The organism is Indolivaga alginatilytica (assembly GCF_003201355.1).
Classification (GTDB): Bacteria; Bacteroidota; Bacteroidia; order Bacteroidales; family Dysgonomonadaceae; genus Dysgonomonas_A; species Dysgonomonas_A alginatilytica.
Genome location: NZ_QICL01000017.1, coordinates 21,415 through 47,306, shown reverse-complemented (window position 1 = coordinate 47,306; position 25,892 = coordinate 21,415). Strand labels below are relative to the sequence as shown.

The window sequence follows — 25,892 nt, the reverse complement described above, 5'->3', positions numbered from 1 at the left end:
CTCATACATACAAATAAGAAAAGTAATAAGGAAAGCCCGAACGGAAATATTAATTCCGATTCGGGCTTGATCTAAATAAAATAATTGAATTGTGTAATTGTGTAATTATTCTCTCCTACTCTTTATTTTATTGATTACCTTCCAGTATATCTTTAATTTCGGCTTGGATGCGGTCATAATCTCTGTTAGATGCTTCCAAATGCCGTCTCATTAAATCGTATTTTTCCGATTCGCTCCTGAAAATCTCTTTATCTTTCTTATTTTGACGGTAATTGATTACAACAAATACCGAGATCAATATAGCAGCAGCTATTGAAAGTAGCAAGAAAAGATAAAAGTCGGATTGTAATTCTCCATAAATTCTGTCTTTTTGCTCTACACGAAAATCAGTGTCAGCTTTTATCAATTCCACAGGGCGTTCTTCTTTGGCAATCTGTTGAATGGTTTCTTTTTCCAATTCATTAAAATGTAACGCCTGTTTGTAATTGCCTGTCTGTTTATAGTAATTGGTTAGGGCGGCATACATTTCTTCCTTTGTATGCATATCTGTTACATCGGGTATACTTGCTTCTACTTTAAGTGCAAACTCTTTTGCTGAACTAAGGTCATTTTTCAAGGAAAACGCATTAAGAAGCATAATATTTGTTTGTCTTACTCGCTCTTGCGTAGTAGCTTCCAGACTTAAGACCGACTCGAAATATGCAATAGCTTTGTCATATTCACTCATACCGAAACGAATTACGCCCAGATTTAGAGTGATATTACTTTTATATTTCTCATCATTTATATTCTCAGCTATTTGTAACGCATTACTGAAATAAACATAGGCACTATCAAGCTTAACTAAATCCTCATAGCAACGTCCTACTTGATTGGTTGTCCTCATTGTTGAAGCAGAATCTTTTTCTAAAATGTAATAATTTACTGCTTTTTTATAATTTAAAACTGCACTATCTAAAGCACCTTGTTCTAAATAAATAAAACCTATGTTTTCGAATATTTTACCGCTCAACCTATTGTTTCCTGTTTTGGCTGAGTTGACTCCTGCTTTTAAGAAACTAATGAGTGATTTATCATACCTGTTTATTTTACGGTTTACAATTCCTGCGTAATAATCAGCCAATGCGGCTTGTTCCACATTCTTGCTACCATCAAAATATTTTTGTGCTTCAAATATCAATGTGTCGCCTGATATTTCTTGTTTTGTTTTATATTTTGCATCTACTTTTGTTACTATATATTGCATGTAGCTGTCCGCATCCAGATTTTCGGTGTTTTGGATAGAATCAAGTAATACTAAAGCTTCGTTCGGTTTATTTTCAACTATATTCTGTGCTTGTCTTAATAAATTGACCGAAGCATTCTCTTTTTTACAAGAAATAAATAAACATAAAAGCAACAATAGTAAAATATGTGTTGAGATTTTCATTGTAGTAATGTTTGTTTGTAACTCAAATACGTGTTAGTCTTTCGGAAAATTAGAGCCTGTAACGTTATCATTTCCAGGAAATGGTATTGAATCAAGGACCTTTGATGATGCATGTCCGTCAGGTCCCTCTCCTGCTGTAACACCAATTCCCATCTCATCTTCTTTTGAACAGGAAGTGAGTAAAAATGATAAACAGCTTATAATGGATAGTGAGATTAATAATGTTTTAATTTTCATAGCCTAGTATATTTTGAAAAATTACTTGAAGTAAATATTTTATTGTTTATTTGAAAAGTTAGAGTTAGTAACGGTATCATCTTTAGGGAATGGTACTGAATCGAGTACTTTTGATGATGCATGCCCGTCAGGTGTGTTCTCCCCTGTTGTACCACCTACTCCCATTTCGTCTTCTTTAGAGCATGAAGTGAGTAAAAATGATAAAAAACCTATAATGGATAATGAGATTAATAATGTTTTAAATTTCATAGCTTAGCTTAGTTTTATTGAAAAATTTGCGTAATATATGATAAAATTATTGTTACATTTTATTGCACAACCTTATTTAACCTCAAACACTGAGATTATTAGAAAAAAAGGAAGGAATTGAAAAGATTATTAGACATTATATGCAATAAGCTTTGAGGTTGATGATTATCAAATAGTTATGAATCACATTTATCAAATTACTTATTCCCAATGTGTTATAAAATAAATAAATTCATAAGTCGTTGATAATCATTTAAAATAAACTCTTATTCAATATAAACTCTATTATATGTTTCATTTGTAGCGACTTGCTTTTAACACAGAGAACAACTAAGTTTAGGCACAAAGTACGCATTCAGATACTTATAAATGGTGTTCTTTGTGAAAAACACCTTTGTGAACTTTGTGTTTAAGTTATACGATATCAATACCATATGCTTTTATTGGATATAAACTCTACTAATTATAGTATACCGTAGGAGGGTGTGTCAAAAGAGATCGAGCACACAGAATGCACCGATATTACAGATTTTCGTATTTCACCTCACCCCCTCTCCTACTGAGAGGGAGTAAAGAAGGAGAGGGATAAAAATCTTGGCGTCTTGGCGACTTTGCGTTTAATTAAAATCTGTATTTTCTTTTATTTCAGTGTAATTTGTGTTCTGTTCAGACTTTTGACACACCCTCCTACGACCAATAAAATCAATCTTCTGGCCACTACTGACCTTTTACTTTACTTTCTTTCTTATTACAGCAATATTCAATACTGATAAAAACAAAAATATACCCACCCCTATTAAAATTGTATATATAGAAAATGAAGCTTCATTTATAGGAAACATTTTACCTAGAAACTCCTGATATTTTGTTCTTGCAACAAAAGTTATCAATAAAGATATTAGTAGAATAATCAGATTGAGACTAAGTACAAGCCATTCGTAAGGTCTTACGACAGCCGATTTTGGATAGCCTATCAAGCGTAAAGTACGTAGCTTACTCATATTCTTCTCCAGCAACAGATAGATACTCAATATCAAGATGAAGAAAGACAAGATACAGATTACAACTCCAACAGAAATAACGATCCCTATTATGATTTTCAGGAAAAACGAGATTCTACTTGCCGTAGTATTGTCTCCACTTATTTCGAGACCTCTGTCTTTAAAATATCCCGAAAGATTAGGATCGGCTATATTAGACACCTCAACAATCAGTCGTGAAGGTTGCAATGAGCCTCCTCCGAATTGCTGATTTGCCCACTCCATAAAAGGTTCGGGTACAAGTATCGAATTTATTCGGTTCGAAAAACCCACAATACGACCTTTCATTTGCTGACGTTGCCCATTTTTTGCAGTGATGGTTATATCCAGATTAATCAATCCGATCAACTGTTCCGAAATCTGAGGCATAGAGCTGGCTCCTGCAAAGCCGAAGTTATACAAATCCAGATAATTTTTAGGAAGAATAATAGGTACAGTATTGTCTACGGGCGAGAATCGCCAGCTATCGGATCTTACATCTATAAACTCATCGGGCACCGATTCGAAGAACATCTCTGTGTTAAATGCTATTCCGAGTTTTTGACTGTTAAAACCTCCAAACACATTAAATTGAGAAGGCGTAAAGGCTCCTACATGCTTAATAAAAGGCTGACTCTTCAACTCATCAATCTCACTTTGGCTAAAGCCGGTTGATTTAGACGACAGTCCCCCAAGTATACCTACTTTTTTAGTTATGGTCAGGTAATCTTCTTTTAACAGTTTGTCTTTACCTGAAAAAATAGGATTGATATCGAAATAAAACTGGAATGCAAGCAAAACAATGCTCATCCCAATCAAACTCGTAATAGTAAAGCCAATTAATTGTGGCTTACTTATATTTTCACGCAATAATTTCCAAATCAATTTCATAGAGCAAATGTTTTTGTATACTCCAAGGGTAGATGCTTGCCTATAGATGTTGCGACAATACCTGCACCTTGCTGCCATGCCTCTCTCTGAAGCAATATAGCAACCGTAGAGGCATTTTCGTCATCCAAATGACTAATGGGTTCATCAAGCACCAAGAAGTCGAATGGCTGGCACAAACAACGGATTAAAGCTACACGTTGTTGTTGCCCCCACGACATTTTAGCAACCGGAGAATCTTTTTTATTGGCAATACCCAACAAATCAAACATCTCATGAATTTGCCTGCTCTCTTTATATCCGGTCAGATTATTTTTCAATTGCACATTTTCCAAAGCGGTCAGCTCAGGAAAAAGACAAAGCTCCTGAAACAAAAGGCTGATTTCGGTATTCCGCACTTTATCCCAATGCCTTGCTTTGAATCTGCGGATATTTACATTATTGAATATAATATCTCCTGAATAATCGTCTCTGTAACCATAAATATAGCTACAAAGCGAACTTTTCCCGGTACCCGAATTGGCTTCTATCAAATAGGATTTACCCTTTTCGAAACTAAAATCCTGTAACCAGACATCCGATTGCAATCCTTTTTCGTCCGAAAAAATAAGAGGAAGTGTATTACGGAAAATTATTTTATCCATGCTAAATACTTTTGATTATTTATTTGTGAGGGGCTGTGTCAAAAGTCTGAATAGAACACAGAATACACTGAGATAATAGAAAACACAGAATTGTATTAAACGTAAAGACGCAAAGTTTTTTGTTCCCTCTCTTTCTTTGCTCCCTCTCAGTAGGAGAGGGCTGGGATGAGGTACTAAAATCTGTAACATCAGTGTATTCTGTGTTCGGAATTTCTTTTGAGACAGCCCCCTATACCCAAACACCAAAACCTTATCTGCCCAATAAACCTCCGAAACTGGAGATTAACTGATCTAATTGCTTACAAATAACTGCCAGACTATTCTTGTCTTTTGTAGCCAATTCCAGTCTACCCACACCCGTTAAATCGCTTGTACTGGCAAACTCATACTTACCGAATTCACTTAAGAATGGCCCGAAAGCTTGAAATGCAATGTTATTCGCCGTATAAGATTGTAAAACCTGCAAGTCTCCAAACATTACGATTGATTTGTCTTTAATAACCGCTGAATAGTTATTAGTCAGATTTGAAGCCTTCATATTATTATATACAATCTCATTGTTCGTGAAGAAAAACGTTTTACCATTTGCACCCCAATAGACATCCACATTATTACTACTTATTTTGAAGTTTGTTGGAGATAGTTCTGTGTACTTCATTTCACCACTCGTCAATTGCAACTTTATAAAATCGATCACTTCCGAAGGATTCGAAAGATCTGCAAAGAATACAAATTCAGGAGTCGGAGCTCCCATATCACTAAAAATATCGTCTTGTTTTTTAGTCGCTGTTTTAGATGTGATAGCAAGAGTAATATCGCCATTCAGATCTTTTAATATTTTTTGAATCTCATCAGGCTCTACACTCTCGGGAAGTTCTTTAGTCAATAATTCAATAAATCCTAGTTTTTCCAGATACGAATAAGCACCTTCTCCCTTCACATTCGCCGATGCCAAGAATAATGGCTCGCTGGTGATGTATTTCAATTGATCTCCTTTGATATTACCACTTAACTGAGACAGTAAGTCTTTAAATTTCTTTTCGGCTTCGGCATTCTCATAAAAATACTTATTCTCAAATTTTACTTCTCCATTTTCAAAAGAAGTATAGATACCTGTAGATACACCGTCTATATCAGACAAAAACTTTTTAAACGGTATAGTCACTTCGGTAGCTTTAGCCAAACCTGCCAGATCAGGAAGAGATTTATCTAAACCTTTCATAGAGAAGAAGGTCGAAAGATCTTTCTTACTCTTCAAAAATTCGGCAAAGGCTCCATTCGAATTAATACTCTTATCGGCACCTTGTTTCAATTGTGTTTTAGCTAACTCTGCCAGATTAAGAGGCTCTCCTGCTTCAGTGCCATTTCCATATGCAGAGGCAATATCAACCAGTAATAACAATTTATTTCCATTCCAAGCCAGACAGCTTTGAGGTTCAGGAGCAACCGTATATATTCCTCCCTCTTTCTTAATATCTGCTTCCTGTACCAACGAAAATTTAACAAGTGCATCTTTTACTTTATCAGCATTATTTACACCGACTACAACTCCGTATACCTTATAGTTCGTATAAAAATATAAATCGTTTTTAAGATTTACCCCTAAAGAATTAGCATCACTTAAAAAACCATCCAATAGTTTTATGGCTGCCTCATCTTTCAAAGTTACCTTATACATACTGACAGCCTGTTGAATCATTGGATTTGCAAAAATATCGTATTCTGATTTTGTCACCAACGATTTGGCATCCACACAAACAACATAATTGGCATCAGCCGGAATAGCATCTATCGGATCTTTAGAATCGCTACACGAGGCGAAAACGAACAATGTCATTACAATAACAAAAAATATGTTCTTACCAGTCATCTTAATATTATAAATTTTTTTTTAAATATATTCTGCAAATAGGCTCTTAAAATTAATACACGAAAGGATGGCATAATTGATAAGCCATCCTTCCTATATTTTGAGACAATCAGTATCTAATTATTTGATACCTAATTCCGCTTTTACTAATTTACCTGCATCTACCGCACTCGTAGAAACGTAAGGAACTGCTCCTACTTCGATAATATAAGCGTATCCGTTTTTATCTCCTACAGATTTGATTGCTTGTTGCAATTTTTGTTGAATAGGAGTTAGTAGTTGTTGACGAAGAGTTTGAAACTCTTTCTCACTGTTTTCCTGATAAGTTTCGTATCTTTCCTGAATTTGTTGAATTTGTTTTTGACGATCTGTCAGGATAGCTTCCGTAACTTGTGTTGCATCCGCTTTAAACTCTTCCATTTTTTTATCGTACTCTGCTTGTATAGCAGTCAAATTCTTTTGAATCTCTTCTTGTTTAGCAGACAGCTTAGTCTCTACATCTTTTATCTCAGGCATTTGAGTAAATACCTCTTGAGTATTAATATAGGCTAGTTTATCTTGTGCGTATACTCCTATCGGAGCAACAATAAGAAAAAGGATAACTAATTTTTTAAACATAATGCTTCGGTTTCTTTGTTTTTATTGTTCTTTTTAATTCTTTGATCGCAAATGTATATAATTTATTTTGAATATCCGAGCTTAGATAATACTTCATTGCTGATATCTATGCGTGGAGATGCAAAAATAATACTACTGGCTGATGCTCTGTCCAATACCAATTGGTATCCCTTAGTATCTGAGATTTCCTTTACAGCATTATAAATATCATCCTGTATCGGTTTAATCAAAGCCTCACGTCTCTTAAAAACTTCGCCTTCGGGACCAAAGTATTTTCGCTTAAGCTCTTGCACCGCTTTTTCCTTTTCAACGATTTCGTTTTCTTTTTTAGTCTTTTGCTCTGCCGATAAGAATACTATTTCCGACTGATAAGTCTTATACATATTCTGTACTTCTTGTTGAGCAGTTTCCACTTCTGTTTGCCATTTCTTCGATATAGCTTCCAATTGTTGATTGGCCGTTTCGTAGCTACTTATATTTTTCAATATATATTCCATATCAATCAGTGCAAACTTTTGCGAATACGCACTGAATGCAAATGAAATAAATAAGCCGAAAAACAAAATAAGTTTCTTCATGATGCCTCAAAATTTATTTCATACATATATAAGACAACTATTCCTCCAATTAGTTTACTACAGAACCTGTAAATAGTGTTAAAATCAACATTTATTAAAACTCTTGCCCGATAATAAAGTGGAATTGGCTTCCTCCGTACTGGCGTTGATTGTTAACTTTATCAAATCCATACGCCCAGTCGATACCAATAAGTCCGATCATAGGTAGCATAATACGTGCTCCAAAACCTGCCGAACGTTTAAGATCGAACGGATTCAAATCTTTAATATCACTCCAAGCATTACCGGCCTCAACAAATGATAGGATATAAATAGTTGATGATGGCTCAAGAATTAACGGATAACGAAGCTCTAAAGCTAAACGGGTATATGCACTTGCATAATATCCTATAGATCCGTTTTCATATCCACGAAGACCTACGATTTCGGTTGCATATCCTGAAGAAGCTCCGGACATACCATCACCCCCCATATAGAATGTTTCGAAAGGAGATTTTTTATGTTTATTGTAATATCCGACTAAACCATATTCAGCACGAGTCATTAATACCGGAGTTTTTTGAATAGAAGGCATCAGAGATGTAAATGTCTTGGATTTAAATTTCCACTTGTGATACTCTACCCATCTGTATTTTTCTCCTGCATCCACACCTGCGACATCACTTCCCATAGAAGCATAATCTACTCCATTCCAAAGCGAGTAAGGAGGTGTAGCTTGTACGCTTAACGAGAATTGAGTACCTCGACGTGTGTAGATAGGATTATCTATAGAGTTACGAGACAATGTTACTGATGCACTGATATTATGACTTTGTCCGTTACGAACCAAGAAATAGTCCCAGTTTTTCATGCTGTACAATTGATATGATAATCCCCCTTCCAGTTGAAAATAGTCATCCGGCCAATTTAAACGTTTTCCGTATCCGACAGATACTCCAAAAGTTTTAATTGATTTGTCAGGATCTAAAGAGTTATTCAGCATAGACTCTGAAGCTCCCTGATTATACATATAATTTGAGTTAGTCAAATTACTAGTGTTAAAGAAGTTACTATTTACACCCGTTTGTATAGAATAATATGCTCCAACAGAAAGGAAGTTAGGACGTTTTCCTCCAAACCAAGGGTCGGTAAATGAAACTGAATAAGATTGGTAATATTTACCATTTGTTTGTCCACTCAATTGCAGTGTTTGACCTTCTCCCTGAGGTATGATTCCTTTATATGATCCGGGATTCAATAAGTTCTTTAAAGAAAAGTTTGTGAATTTCAAGCTAAGACGACCTAATATACCGGTTTGTCCCCATCCTGCTGAAAATTCGACCTGGTCATTTGCTTTAGAAACCAACGGATATGCTATATCTACCGTTCCTGATTCTCTATCGGGTTGAACATCCGGTTGTATCTTCTCAGGATCAAAGTGTCCCATCTGGGCAACCTCACGCAACGAACGCATCAAATCTTCACGACTAAACAATGCTCCCGGCTTAGTTCTAAGTTCACGTCTTACAATATCTTCGTACAGACGATCATTACCCGAAATCATCACTTTTCGTATTGTAGCCTTGGGACCTTCGAAAATCCGTATCTCAAGATCCACCGAGTCTTTATCAATATTGATTTCTACAGGATCCGCCTGATAGAATATGTAACCATTATTGTAATAGTAATAATTACCTACCGCATCTTCGTCACCAGTTAAACGGGATGATAGTTTCTTTTGATTATAAACATCTCCGGCTCTCATATTCAATACAGCATTTAACTGATCTGTTGAGAACTCAGTATTTCCAACCCAATTTATACTGCGTAAAAAATATTGTTGACCTTCGTCAAGTTTAATATCTATTTGTACTTTCTTATCATTGTATTTGTATACTGTATCCCAAAGAATACGGGCATCACGATACCCCAATTCGTTATATTTAGCAATCAGATTTGCTTTGTCCGCCTCATAACTTTCCGGTACATAATTTGTAGAACGAAGGAAATTTCGAACTTTAGCGGACATAGTATGTTTATGTCTCGTTTTTTTCATTGCTTTTTCAAGCGTTTCGTCCGAAACTTCCACATTACCGTCTAGGACAACATCATATACTTTGATCTTTTCTTTCTTATCTACTGCGATTTTCAAAATAATGTGATCCTCTTTCGATAGGTCTTCTTCCTGTGTTATAGTAATAACAGCATTATTAAAGCCTTTGTCATCGAAATATCTCTTGATTATTTTTTTTGCTCCATCTATCATGTTAGGAGTAATCTGATTACCCTTTACCATTCCGAGCTTGCTTTCTATATCTTCTCTTTCACCTTTCTTCACACCTTCATAAGAGATGTCGGAAATACGGGGACGACCTTTCAATTCAATATTCAACCAGATTTTTTCGCCAACTATTTTAGTTGCAGTAATTTTTATTTCCGAAAAAAGTCCCTGTTTCCAGAAACGTCTTACAGCATTTGTTATTTCAGTACCGGGTATTTCTATATCATCACCAACTGATAATCCTGAAAACCCTATCAGAACAAAATCTTCGTACATTGAATTCTTAATACCTGATACCGTTATTTCTGCGATCTTATACTTCTTTGGGGTAAGAGTATAGGTTATAACAGGAAGTGGACCATTATCAACAGAACTAGTTGAATTCGCTATTGCTTCATTCACAGCTTTTAATGCCACACTATCCGTTTGTTGGACTTGTGCGTCAATCTTAAAAATAAAAGATGATAATAATAAAGCAAATAAACCTCTTTTGAGCATATTCTTTTTTTGTTTAATTCAATTAACTGTTGATTTGTTCACTCGTTTTGCCAAAGCGTCTTTCACGGCATTGATAATCCACTACAGCTTCATACAAAGCCTCTTCCCGAAAATCGGGCCATAAAGTCTCCGTAAAATGAAATTCGGAATAAGCTGCCTGCCACAAAAGGAAATTGCTTATTCGAAGTTCGCCTCCGGTACGAATCAACAAATCCGGATCGGGGATACCCTTTGTTGTCAAAAAATCACTTATCGTAGATTCATCAACATGCGTTAATTCCCCTGAATTTATAGCAGCTGCTATCTTTCTGGTTGCTTCCGTTATTTCCCATCGCGCCGAATAACTTAAAGCTAATACCAGCGTAAGACCTGTACTTACAGAGGTTTCTTTGATACAGTTATCCAAAGCCGTACGGGTTTTGGCCGGTAACCGATCCAAATCTCCTATAGCTTTTAGTCTTATATTATTTTTAATAAGTTCCGGAGTTTCTCTTGATACCGATTCAATCAGAAGCGACATCAAAGCCTCCACTTCTTCAGCAGGTCTATTCCAGTTCTCTGTCGAGAATGTATATAAGGTTATATATGAAATCCCAAGTCTTGCAGCTGTCTCTATCACACTACGAACAGACACAGCTCCTTCTTTGTGCCCAAATGTCCTATCAAGGTTACGTTGTTTTGCCCAACGCCCATTGCCGTCCATAATGATAGCAACGTGTTGCGGTAATCGATCTTTATTTATTTTCTCTAAAAGCGACATCTATTTTTCTCTTTATATATGAATTAAGGTTTCAGACCTTTTTATTGCTTTTGTAAGTAATCAAAAACCGTCAGTTAAACTGAATAATACTCTATTGAATATGTATAATTACATTAATATAAACTATCTACACAGGATTTGCTACGTAAACCAAAATCCCAGGTTACCGAAAACATAGTCAAAAGATACCAGTCTTTATTCTTGAAAAAACTACTCTTTATATTATACGGGTCATCTAAAGATAAATCTCCTTTTTTAGAAGTTACATCAAAAGAATCGCCAAATAACTTTCGGAATGAAAATTCAAAGCCCAGATTTAAGCGATCTTTCCATTTATATTTAAGGCCAATACCCAACGGTAGATTCATCCCAAAAAACGTTTCATCTCCGGAGCCCACTGTGAAACCAAGTCCGGTAAAAATATAAGGAGAGAATTTTCTGGTTCCCAAATACTGATATTTATCACTATAATGGAAAAAATTATACTCAACCTGTCCTCCTAATTCATAAAACGTTCGACTAAACGAAGTATTTTGTTGATTGGGAAAAACATTTCCGGATTTACGCGTATCCCCTGAAACTCCTCCAACCACAAGGTTCGCTTTATAAGCCCATCTAAAGTTTTTATTATACCTGAATACTGCTCCCAGAGCAAAATTAGGACTCTGAAACAGGTTTGTCTTATTGGCATCTCCCATATATGAGGATATTCCCGTCATTCCTCCTATTTCATATTCATATTCTTGACAAAAGCCATTTACAGAAGAAAACAACCCCATGAAAACCAACAGGAGAATATGTATCTTGTTTCTATTTTCATATAGGCTTCTTCTCATCAATACTCTTGTTTTGCAAGTAAGGTATGCAATTATTTTATTCCTGGGATAGTTTCGATTAAGGTATAAGGCTATTTAAACGGCCTCTCCAAACATCACTTAAACCTTTGTTTCCTTCTGATACTCCTCCGAATATCCAGATAAAATTATTGGCATCTACAATAGCCGTTTGCCCGGTCCGTGCAGCAATAGCAGGATCGAATTTTTGCTTATTAGGAGCTATAGTCCACAACTCGCCCCATAAAACAGATATATAGAATTGGTTATTGCTTAATGCATATAAATTATCACCATAAACAAAATTAGAAAGACCAGCTCCTTTAAAAAGAGTATTCTTTATAAATGGAGACATTTCGAGCCCATCATCCGAATCTTTAATAAGCCATGTATAAGGCAGTTCCACTCCTCCACTGCTGATACCGGCAGTAAGAATCAACATCCTCTTATTTTTATTGGTAGTTATACTTGTATAAGATGCTGCTTTTTGTAAAGGAAAATTAGATGGAACCTGATTGTCATAAGGAGACACGCTTATAGATGAAACCTCTGTTATAGTTATCAGATCTTTTGTTTTTCCAAAATAATACTTACCACCATTATTATAGGTAACCAACAACTGGTCGTCTGCTCTATTAGCTGCGGGTAAGACTCCTAAGATTGAAGTTAAGGTTTTTGTAGTCGTTAATTTTTTCCAGTCAAGACCTTTGGCTGAACTATATGAATTCCCCGTCTGATCTAATGCGTAAAACACTCCATTCATCAAAAAGATACTTTCAGGCTTCACATTAGACGAAAAACCCGATAAAGTTTGTTTTGTCCAACTTAAGGTTGACGACTTACTGCTTGTATACAATAAAGCAGAGCTACCGCTAATTCCATAGGTATAAAAAGCACTGTCTTTTAACAATAAAGTTTTTGACTCGCCAAAAGTACTTGGATATGATGTCATCTGTTTCCAGAGAAGGGTATCAGGATCTATTTTGTGTGTACGGATATCAATATTGTAAGTTTTAAGATTTCCGCTTGGTGATGTTACAGTAAGTTTGACCGGCAGTTTAGCAAAACTGATAGAATCCTCCAGATTCCAGACATAACCATTCACCGAGTCAGGCGTAGTAACCAACACTTTAGCCGGCTGATAACTTCCATTGAATGTTATCGCCACTTTTACCGAATCAAGGACTGTACCATACATCAATGAATCAGGATTATAAATAACTCCTGCCACTTGATCTATCGCAAATTTAGTCTTGCCAACCCGAATGAATCGAATAGAATCTTGCGCCCTTTGAACAGAGTCTTCGCTGATGGGTGCAATTGCTGTTATCGAAAAAGAATAAATCTGTGCATCTTTCGATGAAGAAGTATAGTCAGTAGTAGTATCATTATCACCGCAAGATGGAAATAATAAAAAAAGAAGTAAACACGAAAATAGGAAAGTTATATACTTTATATTCATTTTGTTTATACGGTTTTATACTGTATCAGTGTGCAAAAATAGAAAGATTTTCCACTAAAACTCGAAGAATGCTAATATTTATAATATTTTATAATTACGGTTGTTCACCAAATGTATAGCATGAGAGTCTATGATTTTCCGATCATCCACTATTTCACCATGTATATCAGGTGCTCTTGTTCCTTCTGTAAAGCGTTTATCGGCAACTTCTATGTAAGCCTCATCCCAAGCCCCCCTATCAATAAAGCCCTGCAATAGAGCGGCTCCTCCTTCAACAAGTAAAGAGTCTATTTTTCTTTTATTTAACTCTTTTAAAACTAATGGAATTATCTCTTGATTGAATTGAAGAGGAACAAAATTTACTTTATCATTTACGACCTCTTTTTCCACTTTTTCTGTAAAGATTATTGTATTTACGGTGTTATCAAAAAGATGGTAATTTTCAGGAATTCGTCTTGTTCTATCCAAAATAATCCGTTCAGGATTTTTACCAAACCACAAACGGGTTGTCAGTGAAGGATTATCGTTTACTGCCGTATTCGTTGCAATCATAATAGCCGAAACCTCTGATCGCAATTTATGCACCAGCGTTTTTGTTAAATTATTGGATATAGGAGTGGGTTCTACCGCTTCCCCATCCTTTCTTTTTTTATCAATAAAACCATCTTTCGTTTGTGCCCATTTTAAGTAGATATAAGGTCGGTGTTGAGTTTGTGAAACAAAAAATTCCTTATTTAAATACTGAGCCTCTTTTTCGAGAATACCTGTTACAACATCGACACCTGCCTCTTTAAGCATATTCACCCCCCTACCCGACACTTTATGATATGGGTCAAGAGTTGCAATAACTACTCGTGGAATACCCGAATCTATAATTAACTGCGAGCAGGGAGGAGTTTTTCCGTAATGCGAGCAGGGCTCTAAAGACACATAGATGGTCGATTCTTTTAATAAGCTTTTATCCGAAACCGCATTTATGGCATTCACTTCAGCATGCGCCTTTCCATATTGCCGATGATAGCCTTCTCCTATTATTTTGCCATTATGCACAACGACAGCACCAACCATCGGATTAGGGGCAACATAGCCCTTTCCGCAGGCAGCCAACTGCAAGCATCGTTTCATATATTTGTTGTCTGTAAGCATCTTCTCAATTATCAATTATCAGTAAACAGGTTTTACCTGCTTTGCTACATTCGTGACTCGTAACTCTTCCGCTTGTTTACTTAATAAAAATATTTAATTTTGCCTTTATGCAAGATATAATCCAAAATATCCGAAAATCATTGTCCGATTTTTATCCTGACACTGAAATATCGGGACTTACCCGATTATTGATCGAGAATGTCACCCAATCGTCGATCCCGGCTTTTTTATCTGACAAAAGTAAGAAAATAACAGGAGAGGAGCTTCTAAAAATAGACAAGATTATAGAACGCCTGCAAAAATTCGAACCCATACAATATATATTAGGAGAAACCGAGTTCTATGGACTTCCTTATTCGGTAAATAAAAACGTCCTTATTCCACGACCCGAAACAGAAGAGCTTGTTGAACTTATCATCAATGAAAACAAAAGAGAGGATATTCGGATCTTAGATATAGGAACAGGAAGCGGGTGCATCGCCATCTCTCTAAAAAAATACATACCTCAAAGTACTGTGGAAGGCTGGGATATTTCGAACGAAGCACTGGAGGTCGCCAATCGTAACAGTAAAAACAATTCGGTTGATGTTGCCTTTAGTCAGGTAGATATACTCTCAGACTATCCGACAGAACAAAGATTTGATATAATTGTAAGCAATCCGCCTTATGTTTTGGATTCTGAAAAATCTCAGATGCACACAAATGTATTGGAGTATGAACCTCACACAGCTCTTTTTGTAGCAGACAGCAATCCTTTGTTGTTTTACGAGAGAATAGCAGATGTTGCTACACAGCTACTCACGAATGGAGGGAAACTGTATTTCGAGATCAACAGAATGAAAGGGCAGGAAACAATCAAAATGCTTAAAGACAAGAATTTTTCTACCATTCAATTGATCAAAGACATTTCAGGTAATGACCGAATGGTAAGAGCCGAATATTACAAATCACGATGAGATACTCCGAGACTCAGGCTTTACCTAAAATCGCTGCGTACTGCTCCAAAGCCGAAAGAGCGGAATCTGATGTACGCAAGAAACTCCAAGGATGGGAATTAGAGAATGAAAGTACCGAAAGAATCATTGCCCGCTTAAAAAAAGAAAACTTTCTGAATGAAGAGCGTTATTGCAGGAGTTTTATAAAAGATAAAATACAATTCAATAAATGGGGTAAAGTAAAGATTGTATTTGAACTGAAAAAAAAGCAAATCTCCGAGTCTACAATTAACTCCTGCTTCGAAGAAATAGAAGGAGCCGATTTTGAAGCTCCTCTCATGAAAATACTTATTAATAAAGCCAAAAGCGTGAAAGCCTCTAACGATTATGAAAAGTGGACTAAGCTTGTTCGTTTCGGAATGGGAAGAGGTTATTCTTTTGATCAAATAAAGAAGTGTTTATCAAAAATACTGGATACTGATGGTGAAGACTATTTTGAATCATTTCTTTGAACTTTTTTTCCCACGGCTATGTGTCTGTTGTGGGGAAAGACTCGTCAATAGTGAAAAATTTATCTGCCTGAATTGCCTATACAAACTACCCAAAACCAATCACCTCGCAAATCCGGATAACAAATTAGAGGTGTTTTTTGCCGGACGGTTCCCTTTTGTCCGTATAGCCTCATTTGCTTATTTTGTAAAAGGAGGAAGTATTCAAAAGATTATCCACGAAATCAAATACAAAAACAATTCCCGGTTGGCTATTTATATAGGAGAGATATGTGGTAAGGAAATTGCAAAAAGCAATTATTTCGATGATGTCGATTTTATTGTACCCATCCCTTTGCACAGGAACAGATTAAAAAGCAGAGGCTATAACCAAGCTATGATGCTTGCAAACGGAATATCGAGTAAGATAAACATACCTGTAAATGCAGAGAATTTAATCCGCATTATAGACAATCCGTCTCAAACAAAAAACTCCAGATTTGAACGATGGAAAAACACAGAAGGTATATTTGGTATAAAAGATAAAAATCAGTTTAAGGACAAGCATATCCTGCTTATTGATGATGTAGTGACAACAGGGTCTACACTCGAGGCCTGTGCTAAACTCATCGTATCATGCCCGGAGGCAAGAATCAGTATATTTACCGTAGGATTTGCTGTTTAAAACAAAGGAGTCATACTATATAGTATGCCTCCTTTGTTTTAAATTTTCATTCTACTTTTTGCTTATCAAAGTGTTCAAATTCAGAATTTTTACTAATAAATTCGGGAACCAGGTCCTTCATCAAAATCACCATCCTATTTTTGTCACCGTTTTTCGCTTTATGGATTATCTCTTCAATCTGAGGAGCTACTTCTTCAATGTCATACTCTCTGACTTTAGCGATCATCACTTTTTCATGTGTGGTCGGTTGAGTTATTTCCGAGTCATTTAATAATTCTTCATAGAGCTTTTCACCGGGGCGTAGTCCCGAAAATGCAATTTTAATGTCTCGATGAGGAACTAAACCCGCCAATTCGATCATTCTTGTAGCCAGATCCAATATCTTAACTGGTTCACCCATATCAAAAACATATATATGACCCGACTTTCCTATTACCGACGCCTCAAGTACCAAACGGCAAGCTTCGGGAATAGTCATGAAGTAACGTGTAATATTAGCGTCTGTTACTGTAATAGGTCCTCCTCCTTCTATTTGCTTTCTAAATCTAGGTATAACTGATCCGTTACTACCTAAGACATTCCCAAAACGCGTAGTCACAAATTTAGTATTCGATTTATTAATAGATGGATTCATAGCACAGCTTTGTACATAAATTTCTGCAATTCTCTTTGATGTACCCATAATATTCGTTGGATTTACAGCTTTATCTGTAGAGATCATAACGAACATGCCTACAGAATACTCAATCGAAAGATCAACCAATATCTTTGTTCCCTGCACATTTGTTGTAATCGCCTCACAAGGATCTTTTTCCATCATAGGGACATGCTTGTATGCCGCTGCATGATATACAACATTAGGTTTAAACTCATTAAAGACCTTGGCTATATTAGTTTTATTACGTACATCCCTTATAGAGGTCACAAAATTTAAACCTTTGAAATTTTCTCTTAATTCCAACTCCAACTCATTCAACGGAGTTTCGGCTTGATCTACACAAACAATTAACTTCGGAGCAAAGTGTCCTAATTGTCGAACAATTTCACTACCAATAGACCCTGCAGCCCCCGTCACTAAAACGGTTTTTCCTTTGACATTTTTCTCAATAATACCAAAACTCACTTCTATTTCAGGACGACCCAATAAGTCCTCTATTTGAACAGAACGTATACGTTCGTGTATAGGCTCATTAGCATCCTTAAGCTGAGGAACAACAAAGGTCTTAATTTTTAAACTCAGAAGCCTGTCTAATAACTTCTTATCATTTTTAAAATATTCATCATTGGGGAACAGAATCGCTCGAACCCCCTCTTTCTTTAAATCATCCAGCTGATCACGTTCAACGCATAAAATAGGATAGTTAGCAATACGTTTCGAAGTATTACCCTTATCCAATGAAATAAAACCTTTTATGTGGTATTTATTTCTATACATAGAAATTGATTGCTGTAAAGAAACACTTTCGGGCGATGTCCCGTATATATAGACTGATATTTTTTTATCCTTATTTTTCCTGAACAGAAAGCTTTGATAGGCAAATACGATAAATAAGCGAAACCCAAGTAATCCGATTATAGAAAATAACAGCGATATAAAACAATAAGCAATTGTAATACTCCCTGAAAAATTAAGAGGAAAGTGGATCAGAAGAAATATAATTACATGGGAAACTAATAGAGATATAAAAATACGTTGAATCTCATAAAATGTAGAATAACGTACAATACCATGATATGTTTTAAATACCAAAAATGCACATAAGTTTGCCACAACCGAGATACAGATAAATTCATTAAAATCGGGAAGAACAACAGACAAGCTGTGATACACCTGATTTACAATAGTATACGACAGGATAGATACTCCTAGAATAATAAATAAATCTATTAGCAAAATAACCCATCTACTTAGGAAATTTTTCTTTAAAAAAGCATTAAATATTTCGTGTATCATTTTTCTGTGATTTTAAACATGACTTGAGATTTTCGACTTCTAACTAAACAAAGTATTTACCTTTTAATTATTGAAGTAACCACATATCTTTATTGTACCTGACATCGTCATCTTTAACTTCATCTAATGGCAATGTAGAAAAAGATATTAATTTCGAATTGGCTTCTAAAGATTCAATAGCATTGGCATAACCTGCAGGGATAGACAATATTTGACTTTTACTTGCACGAAGAATTACACTTTCAACTTTTAATGCCTTGGAAGGTTTATCCCAATTATCAATTTTCACATACGATACGCGAAAAGAACCAACAAGACAATAAAAATTTTTACAATCTAACTTATGTCCCTGCCACGCTCTTATCTTATTCTCTTCCGAATTTTCCAGAATATAAAATCTCACAATATCTTTAAAGCAAAAATCATTCACAAATGATATGCTTCCTCTGGAATCCTGAAAAGATCCTCCTTCAATTAGTTGCGCTTTCATTCTTTTGTAAAGCTATAAGTTTAAATTTCAATAAATAAATTAAAATCAGAGGACATAAAACAACTAGTATAATAAGATAACTATCCAGCTTATTATAACTGATAATAACTACAAATGAGATTATCATCTGCACAATTGCATAGCCAAGAGCAACTATCCGGTGATCTATTTTATACTCATTACTCATAATCTGATAGAAATGTAATCTATGTGGTTTAAATATATTCTGTCTTAAATATAAACGGTGAAGAATTGTACATATTGCGTCTACTCCGTATATTGCCAAAAATAAAATCCAGATTAAAGAATCGGTAGATATCATTAAGGCTACTAATAGATATATAACCCAATAAGCAATAGCAATACTGCCTACGTCACCCGCAAAACATTTGGCTTTTTTTCTGTAATTAAAAAACAGAAAAACGATACTTGCCAACATTCCATAGATTATAAAATCTTTATCCATAAAACTGACAATAAAACAGTCTACATATAATACAGAACCCATCACAATCAAGGTATAGAGTCCTGTTATACCATTAATTCCATCCATAAAATTATATGCGTTTATAATACCTATGGCTACAATATAGGAGACTGCGATTGCCCACCAAGGCAAAAGGCTGAAAAGATCAACATTCCAGAAAATCAGAGATATTGCTAAAAAGTGTGCTAAAATTCTAACTTTATTAGACAAACTCTGAATATCGTCCCAAAAACTAACTAAACTAACAATAGTGATTCCTATGAAAAATAAATAATTTTCAGAGGCGTGTTGAGTGAAATACAGTAAAGCCGAAAACCAGAATATAATACCTCCTCCTCTTAAAGTCACCTCCTTGTGGGAGCTTCTTTCATTTGGTTTATCGACAATATTATACCTTTCTGCAATTTTGAAGTAAACAACCATTAAGATTGCCAGTATACAAGTAATCAGTAGATAAAGCATATTTTATTCATTAAAAGACTTTATTGTTTTTTCAAGGCCGTCAGCAGATGAAACAGGAAGCGTATCGACACCTATGGCTCGTTTTATTTTTTCATTACTAACAAGGTAATTTTCAGTTAGTTTGTTCAATCTAAAGGTATTTAAAGGAAGATGCAGCAAATCACCTACTTTAGCTCCCCAAGTAACTAAAGGCACCGGAAACTTCCAGATTTTAGGCTTTTGATTCACCCCTTTGCAAATAATACGTATTAATTCATTAGTAGACAATGGTACATCATCTGCTATATTATATATTCCTTTATCAATATCTAATGAAACAATCTTTTCGATAATATAACTTAGATTGTCAATAGATGTGAATGATCGTTTATTATCAAATGCTCCTAACGGATAAGGTATGCCTTTCTGAATAAATGTATATAGCAGATTTAAATTACCCTTATTACCCGGACCATGTATCATGCACGGACGTAAAATATAATATTTCTTATTACCGGAGTTTTGACTAAGAATATAATCTTCTGCTTTGATTTTACTTTCGCCATACGCCCCCTTAGGATTAGGTATAATTTCTTCAGTCAAAAAACCTTCTTCCACTGAATCAGCTGCAGCTTTCACTGAGCTAAAAAATATAAATCTTTTAGCTTGGGATGATAAAAATCGATCGTATATTTTTTGAGTTAAGCCTGTATTTATTTCAAAGTATTCATTAGCTTGACTTTTTCCTTTTGTATCGTGTGCTTTGCCTGCAAGATGAATTACCGTGTCGATTTCATCGAAAGGGATAGAACTAAAATCTGTCCATGAAAAATATTTATCATATAGCCCAACTTTAAACTCCTTAATATCCAACGCCCAGATTGTATATTCTGATTTTAAATAATTCGCAAGATTAGAACCAACAAAACCATATGCTCCTGTCAGTAAAATTGTTTTTTTCATTTTTGTTTTTTGATAGATAAGAACTCTATCTATTCATTCCTTAATTTTTGAAGGATTAAATAGAACAGCAAAATCTTAATCAAGTGAAAAGATCACTCGCTTAGTGAAAAACGCAGAGACTTTACAAATATTGTATCGATCACAATATTTAATCAATAAACCTCTTTGTAATCTCCGAAAAGGCATCTATACGGCGATCTCTAAAGAATGGCCAAATACGACGAACATTCTCCGATTTTTTTATATCTATTTCTATTAATTGATTCTCCTCCCTATCATCCGATCCCGTCCACAGAATTTCACCCTGAGGGCCTGCAACAAAACTGCTTCCCCAAAATTGGATTCCATTTGTCTGATTCGACGGATCGGGCTCATGCCCGATTCTATTAACCGAAACTACATGTAATCCATTAGCAACAGCATGCCCACGCTGAGAAATTGTCCATGCATCTCTTTGTCTGTTCTTTTCATCATCAGAGTCAGTTGACTCCCAACCGATAGCCGTAGGATAGATAAGAATATCCGCCCCTGCCAAAGCCATAAGGCGTGCAGCTTCGGGATACCATTGATCCCAGCAAACAAGAACACCCAACTTACCCAAAGAGGTTTCGATCGGTTGAAAACCTAAATCACCGGGAGTAAAATAAAATTTCTCATAATATGCCGGATCGTCCGGAATATGCATCTTACGGTATTTACCAGCAATTGAACCGTCTTTTTCTATAACTACCGCCGTATTGTGATATAATCCGGGAGCTCTTTTCTCGAACAGAGAAAGAACCAGAACAACACCTAATTCTTTAGCCAATAAGCCAAACTGATCGGTCGATTTACCCGGAATCGTTTCTGCCAGATCAAAAATATCCGTGTTTTCTGTTTGGCAGAAATAAAGAGAGTTATGTAATTCTTGTAATACTATAAGTTCGGCTCCCTGTGAAGCAAGCTCTCTGATATTAGCCTTTAATTTATTTATATTGACTTCTATATCCGAAGTATTCGATTGTTGTACTATTCCTATTTTCATAATCTTCAATTATTATTTATGCCAATCAAGAGTAAAAAGTTACATCGTAAGTAGTCAAAGGTTACAAAAAGTAAACAATTAAGGTAACAAAAGTAACCGTTAAATGACCGATAAGTGTCACTTTTGGTATTTTTCTAATTTACTGTAAATCAAAGACTCACTATTTAAAAAGTTACAAAGGTAACAAAAGTAACACTTTTTTTCGAGTTCTTTTTTACTGTTTACTGTTCTTGGGTTTTTCCATCGGACAGACACGCAGGTCAGCCCCTACTGCACCCTAACTTGGTAACTGCCCCTTATATAGATAGATAAAATGACTCCGCTACTGATTCGCATTATTTACTTAAATTATCTCTTACCATATTTAAAATAGCAGTATGATAAAAAAATGTTTCCTTTATATTGTCCGCATCATAAGCTATATTTTCTAGAACTATGACACCGACTTTGGATTCGGGAAAATAAAAGCTCATGCAAACCGAACCCGGTACATAGCCTGTCTGCCCTAACTGTTGAATATCATTATTGGTATCTACTGTGATACCATAACCATAACTCGTTTCTCCAAATATAGGATGATTCCTCACAGCATTGGGCTGTTTGGTAGTCATCAAATCAAAAGTCGATTGTTGAAGCAATTTCCCATTATATAAATAATCATTCCAGGTCAAAAGATCATTTGCCGTTGAGATAAAACCGCCTGCAGGAGCATACTTTGTCTTTTCGGTCTCTGGAATAAGAACGCCATTCTCATCTTCATTATAAGATTTCACAAGATCTTTGTAGTATTTCGATTCGGGGTGAAATGTATTATTCATTCCGATCTTCCTGAATAGTTTTAATGATAGATTAGCAAAACTGTCATTATTTATCCTTTCTACTATATCGGATAATATTTCATAGCCGATCTGAGAATATAAATATTGACTACCTGCCGGAAATAGAGACAGTTTATTAAAATCGACTACTCCATGCGTATGGCACAATAAATCGTGAACGGTTACCGAATCTGCCCAACCCTGAGTCAACTCAGGTAAATAAGCCTTTATCGGTTCATGAAGTTGAATATGTCCCTTTTCATATTCCTGCAAAATCATAACAGCCGTAATTTGCTTGGAAACAGACCCTATTACAAACTGGCTATCGTCTTTTAGAACCGTCTTTTTCTCTAAATCCGAATATCCCTGCTTTTTAAAATAAGCAGTCTTCCCATTTTGAGAAATAAGAATGACTCCGTTAAAAGGCTTTTGAGATTCGGCATGAATAAGCGAATCTATTCTTGTAAAATCATTTGATTTTTGTCCGAAAACAGACGACGTTGCAAACAGAGATACCCAAAAAAAAGTTGTTAATTGCTTCATCATAAAAAACCTTCGGGGTATTGCATAGTGATACAATGCAGCGATCCGTGCTGTTTGATTATAGCAGAACAGTCTGTACCTATCACTTTTCGGGTTGGAAAAGCTTTCTGTAATTGCTCCTGAGCCATTAAATCTGTTGCTGTATTGTAGAATGGAAGAAGTACAATCTCATTCATTATTAAAAAATTGGCATAGGTTGCCGGAAGTCGTTGACCATCTTCAATCACCTTATCTGCCATAGGCAATGCAATCAGATTATAAGGATTTCCATTCAGATCAACAAAACCTTGCAATTGTTTTTCCATTTTCAAAAGAGCATCATAATGCTCGTCAGCCTCATCTTCGCATTTTACATAAGCAATAGTATGCTCGTCACATAAACGAGCCAGTGTATCTATATGGCTATCCGTATCATCACCTGCCAGGTAACCGTGATCTAACCATAATACCTTCTTTAAACCAAAAGTATCAGTCAGATAACTTTCGATCTCCGATTTAGTAAAAGCTGAATTTCTATTCGGAGACAACAAACATTCGGATGTTGTAAGCAATGTGCCTTTTCCATCCGATTCTAATGCACCTCCTTCAAGAACAAAGTCTTTTTTATTGACATATTCTACATCCGATTGAAAAACCGTAGCAGCAAACAGCCCTCTGTTTATTTGATTATCATAATTAGATGGAAATTTGAGTCCCCAACCATTGAAGGTAAAGTCTAACAAATACTTCTTATTATCTTCATCAAAAACCGAAATTGCGGCATGATCCCGTGCCCAGGTATCATTGGTAGGCAGTTCTACCAAAACAAGATTTTCAAGTAGACTTTCATCTACATTCAGCAGTAACTTTACGGCTGCATCATCTCGGCAAACAATGATCAGTTTTTGGTATTGAAGAATGATGCGTGCCAAATTTATATAGCATGCGGTTATCTCTTCAAGCATATAATCCCAATCTGTCCCATAGTGTGGCCATGTCAACTGAATTGCACTTTGCGGATGCCATTCGGCAGGAAGGGTGAATAATTTATTTTTATCGTTTTTCATTACTTCTAAATTCTTTCAACTATTTACTCTCGTATTTTGCAGGGGTGGGGTTCTACTCCAAACGCCTGTTAAACTTTACTGTTTTACGGTCAGAGCAGAACCCCACACGTAAAAGCCAATATCAGTATACAAAATTACATATTTTGCGTTATCTTATGCAAACAAGCCGCAATTAAATATTTAATTGCGGCTTGTTTGATATCCCAATAGACTTTAATGCCTCTAGCCTATTTAATCTTTAGCTTTTCTTTATAAAAAGGTATGTGTGCTTAAGCGCTTACTATTCCCATTGTATCGGAAGCAATCATAAATTCTTCATCGGTAGGAATCACCACAATCTTGACCTTCGAATCGGGAGTACTGATTACAGCCTCATCTCCATGAATTTCGTTGTTTTTATCAAAATCGAGTTTCACACCCATAAACTCCAGATCTTTACACACTATCTCTCTGGTTATAGAGTGATTTTCTCCAATACCACCCGTAAATATAAGTACATCCATACCACCCAGAGCAGCAGCATAAGCACCCACATATTTCTTGATACGGTAGGTAAACATATCGAATGCCAGTTCGGCTCTCTTATCTCCTTTATCGATACCTGCACGAATATCCCTCATATCAGATGATAATCCCGAGATACCCAACAAACCACTGAATTTATTTACGATGGTAGACATGGTTTGAGGTCCTACGTTTTCCTTTTCCATAATGAAAGACAACACGCCTGCATCCACATCGCCTGCACGGGTTCCCATCAACAGACCTTCAACAGGAGTCATCCCCATACTTGTGTCTACTGATTTCCCCTCTGCAACAGCAGCTAAAGAGCCCCCGTTACCGATGTGTGCCGATACTATCTTCTGACTTTCGAAAGGAACTTCTAAAAATTCGCACGCACGGCGTGTTACATATCTATGGCTTGTACCATGAAAACCGTAACGGCGGATAGCATATTTCTCATACAACGAATAAGGCAGACCATACATATATGCTTTTGATGGCATTGTCTGATGAAATGCCGTATCGAATACTGCCACCTGAGGAATATCGCCCATCAAGTCTTTAACAGCATTGATACCTGCTAAATTGGGCGGATTGTGAAGCGGTGCAATATCTATACACTCTACCACTTTTGCCATTACATCGTCGGTGATAAGTACACTTTTGTTGAACTTCTCGCCGCCATGCACCACACGGTGACCTACTGCATCGATCTCACTTAGCGATTTAATACAGCCGTATTTTTCGCTGGTCAATACACCTAATATATATTCTATGCCCGATTTGTGTTCCAAAATTTCACCTTCGAGAATAACTTTATCGTTTTTGAAAGGAAATTTGAGGAAAGAACCTTTTAATCCTATCTTTTCAATGGCTCCCTGAGCAACCACTTCTTTGCTTTCCATATCGAAAAGCTTGTATTTTATGGATGAACTTCCGCAGTTCAATACTAATATTTTCATGATCTTCGTCTTAAGTAAGTAAAGTAAAATAGCTACGGGTAAAAACTGCTAACTGTTGACT

Annotated in this window: 24 protein-coding genes; 3 read left to right on the top strand and 21 right to left on the bottom strand. The window is 35.8% G+C overall.

Annotated elements, in window-relative coordinates; genetic code table 11:
• Positions 1–127: 127 nt before the first annotated feature.
• From CLV62_RS13120 to ribD, 13 genes are all read right to left on the bottom strand, one after another.
• A complete protein-coding gene (locus CLV62_RS13120; RefSeq protein ID WP_110311237.1) occupies positions 128–1,429 on the bottom strand; it encodes a tetratricopeptide repeat protein in 1,302 nt (433 codons plus the stop codon).
• Positions 1,430–1,462: 33 nt separating this feature from the next.
• The gene (locus CLV62_RS21515; RefSeq protein ID WP_146212742.1) at positions 1,463–1,666 is read right to left on the bottom strand and encodes a hypothetical protein; all 204 of its coding nucleotides are present in this window, start codon (positions 1,664–1,666) and stop codon (positions 1,463–1,465) included.
• A gap of 39 nt (positions 1,667–1,705) precedes the next feature.
• A complete protein-coding gene (locus tag CLV62_RS13115) occupies positions 1,706–1,915 on the bottom strand; it encodes a hypothetical protein (protein ID WP_110311236.1) in 210 nt (69 codons plus the stop codon).
• A gap of 728 nt (positions 1,916–2,643) precedes the next feature.
• On the bottom strand, positions 2,644–3,825 hold the full coding sequence (locus CLV62_RS13110; protein WP_110311235.1) for an ABC transporter permease: 1,182 nt from the start codon (positions 3,823–3,825) through the stop codon (positions 2,644–2,646).
• Positions 3,822–4,466, bottom strand: a complete 645-nt coding sequence (locus CLV62_RS13105) for an ATP-binding cassette domain-containing protein (RefSeq protein ID WP_110311234.1) — start codon at positions 4,464–4,466, stop codon at positions 3,822–3,824. The genes CLV62_RS13110 and CLV62_RS13105 overlap by 4 nt, the downstream gene beginning before the upstream one ends.
• Before the next feature lie 250 nt (positions 4,467–4,716).
• Positions 4,717–6,336 carry a DUF4836 family protein gene (locus CLV62_RS13100; protein ID WP_110311233.1) on the bottom strand — a complete coding sequence of 540 codons (1,620 nt, stop codon included), beginning with the start codon at positions 6,334–6,336 and terminating at the stop codon, positions 4,717–4,719.
• Positions 6,337–6,456: 120 nt separating this feature from the next.
• Positions 6,457–6,954 carry an OmpH family outer membrane protein gene (locus CLV62_RS13095; protein WP_110311232.1) on the bottom strand — a complete coding sequence of 166 codons (498 nt, stop codon included), beginning with the start codon at positions 6,952–6,954 and terminating at the stop codon, positions 6,457–6,459.
• A gap of 62 nt (positions 6,955–7,016) precedes the next feature.
• Complete coding sequence (locus tag CLV62_RS13090; RefSeq protein WP_110311231.1) at positions 7,017–7,532, bottom strand: OmpH family outer membrane protein; 516 nt, start codon at positions 7,530–7,532, stop codon at positions 7,017–7,019.
• A 94-nt stretch (positions 7,533–7,626) separates the two neighbouring features.
• Complete coding sequence (locus CLV62_RS13085; protein WP_110311230.1) at positions 7,627–10,290, bottom strand: BamA/OMP85 family outer membrane protein; 2,664 nt, start codon at positions 10,288–10,290, stop codon at positions 7,627–7,629.
• Positions 10,291–10,312: 22 nt separating this feature from the next.
• Positions 10,313–11,050: an isoprenyl transferase gene (locus tag CLV62_RS13080; protein ID WP_110311229.1), complete on the bottom strand. Its 738-nt coding sequence runs from the start codon at positions 11,048–11,050 to the stop codon at positions 10,313–10,315.
• Positions 11,051–11,163: 113 nt separating this feature from the next.
• Positions 11,164–11,829, bottom strand: coding sequence for a type IX secretion system protein PorG (gene porG / locus CLV62_RS13075; protein WP_394337208.1), 666 nt, complete (start codon positions 11,827–11,829; stop codon positions 11,164–11,166).
• A 115-nt stretch (positions 11,830–11,944) separates the two neighbouring features.
• The gene (locus CLV62_RS13070) at positions 11,945–13,345 is read right to left on the bottom strand and encodes a DUF6242 domain-containing protein (RefSeq protein WP_110311227.1); all 1,401 of its coding nucleotides are present in this window, start codon (positions 13,343–13,345) and stop codon (positions 11,945–11,947) included.
• A 78-nt stretch (positions 13,346–13,423) separates the two neighbouring features.
• Positions 13,424–14,491, bottom strand: a complete 1,068-nt coding sequence (ribD, locus tag CLV62_RS13065; protein WP_110311226.1) for a bifunctional diaminohydroxyphosphoribosylaminopyrimidine deaminase/5-amino-6-(5-phosphoribosylamino)uracil reductase RibD — start codon at positions 14,489–14,491, stop codon at positions 13,424–13,426.
• Between the two features lie 107 nt (positions 14,492–14,598).
• Between ribD and prmC the strand changes: the two genes are divergently transcribed.
• Genes prmC through CLV62_RS13050 form a run of 3 tightly spaced genes read left to right on the top strand, consistent with a single transcriptional unit; the run spans position 14,599 to position 16,599 of the window.
• On the top strand, positions 14,599–15,447 hold the full coding sequence (prmC, locus tag CLV62_RS13060) for a peptide chain release factor N(5)-glutamine methyltransferase (RefSeq protein WP_110311225.1): 849 nt from the start codon (positions 14,599–14,601) through the stop codon (positions 15,445–15,447).
• Positions 15,444–15,938, top strand: a complete 495-nt coding sequence (locus CLV62_RS13055) for a regulatory protein RecX (RefSeq protein WP_110311224.1) — start codon at positions 15,444–15,446, stop codon at positions 15,936–15,938. The genes prmC and CLV62_RS13055 overlap by 4 nt, the downstream gene beginning before the upstream one ends.
• Positions 15,907–16,599: a ComF family protein gene (locus tag CLV62_RS13050; protein ID WP_245904090.1), complete on the top strand. Its 693-nt coding sequence runs from the start codon at positions 15,907–15,909 to the stop codon at positions 16,597–16,599. The genes CLV62_RS13055 and CLV62_RS13050 overlap by 32 nt, the downstream gene beginning before the upstream one ends.
• A 46-nt stretch (positions 16,600–16,645) precedes the next feature.
• Here CLV62_RS13050 and CLV62_RS13045 read toward each other — a convergent pair whose 3' ends face one another.
• The 8 genes from CLV62_RS13045 to CLV62_RS13010 all read right to left on the bottom strand — a co-directional run bounded on the left by CLV62_RS13045 (position 16,646) and on the right by CLV62_RS13010 (position 25,831).
• Positions 16,646–18,553 (bottom strand): polysaccharide biosynthesis protein, encoded by a 1,908-nt coding sequence (locus tag CLV62_RS13045; RefSeq protein ID WP_110311223.1) that lies wholly within the window; start codon positions 18,551–18,553, stop codon positions 16,646–16,648.
• 67 nt (positions 18,554–18,620) lie between these two features.
• Positions 18,621–19,043 carry a cupin domain-containing protein gene (locus tag CLV62_RS13040; RefSeq protein WP_110311222.1) on the bottom strand — a complete coding sequence of 141 codons (423 nt, stop codon included), beginning with the start codon at positions 19,041–19,043 and terminating at the stop codon, positions 18,621–18,623.
• Positions 19,024–19,992 (bottom strand): MraY family glycosyltransferase, encoded by a 969-nt coding sequence (locus tag CLV62_RS13035; RefSeq protein WP_110311221.1) that lies wholly within the window; start codon positions 19,990–19,992, stop codon positions 19,024–19,026. Before CLV62_RS13035 ends, CLV62_RS13040 begins: the two co-directional genes overlap by 20 nt.
• A gap of 3 nt (positions 19,993–19,995) precedes the next feature.
• Positions 19,996–20,934, bottom strand: a complete 939-nt coding sequence (locus CLV62_RS13030) for an NAD-dependent epimerase/dehydratase family protein (RefSeq protein ID WP_110311220.1) — start codon at positions 20,932–20,934, stop codon at positions 19,996–19,998.
• Positions 20,935–21,082: 148 nt separating this feature from the next.
• The gene (locus tag CLV62_RS13025) at positions 21,083–21,958 is read right to left on the bottom strand and encodes a carbon-nitrogen hydrolase (RefSeq protein ID WP_110311219.1); all 876 of its coding nucleotides are present in this window, start codon (positions 21,956–21,958) and stop codon (positions 21,083–21,085) included.
• A gap of 335 nt (positions 21,959–22,293) precedes the next feature.
• Positions 22,294–23,322, bottom strand: coding sequence for a serine hydrolase domain-containing protein (locus CLV62_RS13020; RefSeq protein WP_110311218.1), 1,029 nt, complete (start codon positions 23,320–23,322; stop codon positions 22,294–22,296).
• Positions 23,319–24,365 (bottom strand): agmatine deiminase family protein, encoded by a 1,047-nt coding sequence (locus CLV62_RS13015; RefSeq protein WP_110311217.1) that lies wholly within the window; start codon positions 24,363–24,365, stop codon positions 23,319–23,321. The genes CLV62_RS13020 and CLV62_RS13015 overlap by 4 nt, the downstream gene beginning before the upstream one ends.
• A 269-nt stretch (positions 24,366–24,634) precedes the next feature.
• Complete coding sequence (locus CLV62_RS13010) at positions 24,635–25,831, bottom strand: acetate kinase (protein WP_110311216.1); 1,197 nt, start codon at positions 25,829–25,831, stop codon at positions 24,635–24,637.
• Between the last annotated feature and the right edge of the window lie 61 nt (positions 25,832–25,892).

What these genes read in the sequence shown, in the direction of transcription:
- CLV62_RS13085 (WP_110311230.1), bottom strand. Translation starts at nt 10,290, where the DNA reads ATGCTCAAAAGAGGTTTATTTGCTTTATTATTATCATCTTTTATTTTT.
- CLV62_RS13105 (WP_110311234.1), bottom strand. Translation starts at nt 4,466, where the DNA reads ATGGATAAAATAATTTTCCGTAATACACTTCCTCTTATTTTTTCGGAC.
- CLV62_RS13110 (WP_110311235.1), bottom strand. Translation starts at nt 3,825, where the DNA reads ATGAAATTGATTTGGAAATTATTGCGTGAAAATATAAGTAAGCCACAA.
- CLV62_RS13040 (WP_110311222.1), bottom strand. Translation starts at nt 19,043, where the DNA reads ATGAAAGCGCAACTAATTGAAGGAGGATCTTTTCAGGATTCCAGAGGA.
- CLV62_RS13020 (WP_110311218.1), bottom strand. Translation starts at nt 23,322, where the DNA reads ATGATGAAGCAATTAACAACTTTTTTTTGGGTATCTCTGTTTGCAACG.
- CLV62_RS13030 (WP_110311220.1), bottom strand. Translation starts at nt 20,934, where the DNA reads ATGAAAAAAACAATTTTACTGACAGGAGCATATGGTTTTGTTGGTTCT.
- porG (WP_394337208.1), bottom strand. Translation starts at nt 11,829, where the DNA reads ATGGGGTTGTTTTCTTCTGTAAATGGCTTTTGTCAAGAATATGAATAT.
- CLV62_RS13045 (WP_110311223.1), bottom strand. Translation starts at nt 18,553, where the DNA reads ATGATACACGAAATATTTAATGCTTTTTTAAAGAAAAATTTCCTAAGT.
- CLV62_RS13095 (WP_110311232.1), bottom strand. Translation starts at nt 6,954, where the DNA reads ATGTTTAAAAAATTAGTTATCCTTTTTCTTATTGTTGCTCCGATAGGA.
- CLV62_RS13050 (WP_245904090.1), top strand. Translation starts at nt 15,907, where the DNA reads ATGGTGAAGACTATTTTGAATCATTTCTTTGAACTTTTTTTCCCACGG.
- CLV62_RS13115 (WP_110311236.1), bottom strand. Translation starts at nt 1,915, where the DNA reads ATGAAATTTAAAACATTATTAATCTCATTATCCATTATAGGTTTTTTA.
- CLV62_RS13080 (WP_110311229.1), bottom strand. Translation starts at nt 11,050, where the DNA reads ATGTCGCTTTTAGAGAAAATAAATAAAGATCGATTACCGCAACACGTT.
- CLV62_RS13070 (WP_110311227.1), bottom strand. Translation starts at nt 13,345, where the DNA reads ATGAATATAAAGTATATAACTTTCCTATTTTCGTGTTTACTTCTTTTT.
- CLV62_RS13035 (WP_110311221.1), bottom strand. Translation starts at nt 19,992, where the DNA reads ATGCTTTATCTACTGATTACTTGTATACTGGCAATCTTAATGGTTGTT.
- CLV62_RS13015 (WP_110311217.1), bottom strand. Translation starts at nt 24,365, where the DNA reads ATGAAAAACGATAAAAATAAATTATTCACCCTTCCTGCCGAATGGCAT.
- CLV62_RS13010 (WP_110311216.1), bottom strand. Translation starts at nt 25,831, where the DNA reads ATGAAAATATTAGTATTGAACTGCGGAAGTTCATCCATAAAATACAAG.
- prmC (WP_110311225.1), top strand. Translation starts at nt 14,599, where the DNA reads ATGCAAGATATAATCCAAAATATCCGAAAATCATTGTCCGATTTTTAT.
- ribD (WP_110311226.1), bottom strand. Translation starts at nt 14,491, where the DNA reads ATGCTTACAGACAACAAATATATGAAACGATGCTTGCAGTTGGCTGCC.
- CLV62_RS13055 (WP_110311224.1), top strand. Translation starts at nt 15,444, where the DNA reads ATGAGATACTCCGAGACTCAGGCTTTACCTAAAATCGCTGCGTACTGC.
- CLV62_RS21515 (WP_146212742.1), bottom strand. Translation starts at nt 1,666, where the DNA reads ATGAAAATTAAAACATTATTAATCTCACTATCCATTATAAGCTGTTTA.
- CLV62_RS13120 (WP_110311237.1), bottom strand. Translation starts at nt 1,429, where the DNA reads ATGAAAATCTCAACACATATTTTACTATTGTTGCTTTTATGTTTATTT.
- CLV62_RS13090 (WP_110311231.1), bottom strand. Translation starts at nt 7,532, where the DNA reads ATGAAGAAACTTATTTTGTTTTTCGGCTTATTTATTTCATTTGCATTC.
- CLV62_RS13100 (WP_110311233.1), bottom strand. Translation starts at nt 6,336, where the DNA reads ATGACTGGTAAGAACATATTTTTTGTTATTGTAATGACATTGTTCGTT.
- CLV62_RS13025 (WP_110311219.1), bottom strand. Translation starts at nt 21,958, where the DNA reads ATGAAAATAGGAATAGTACAACAATCGAATACTTCGGATATAGAAGTC.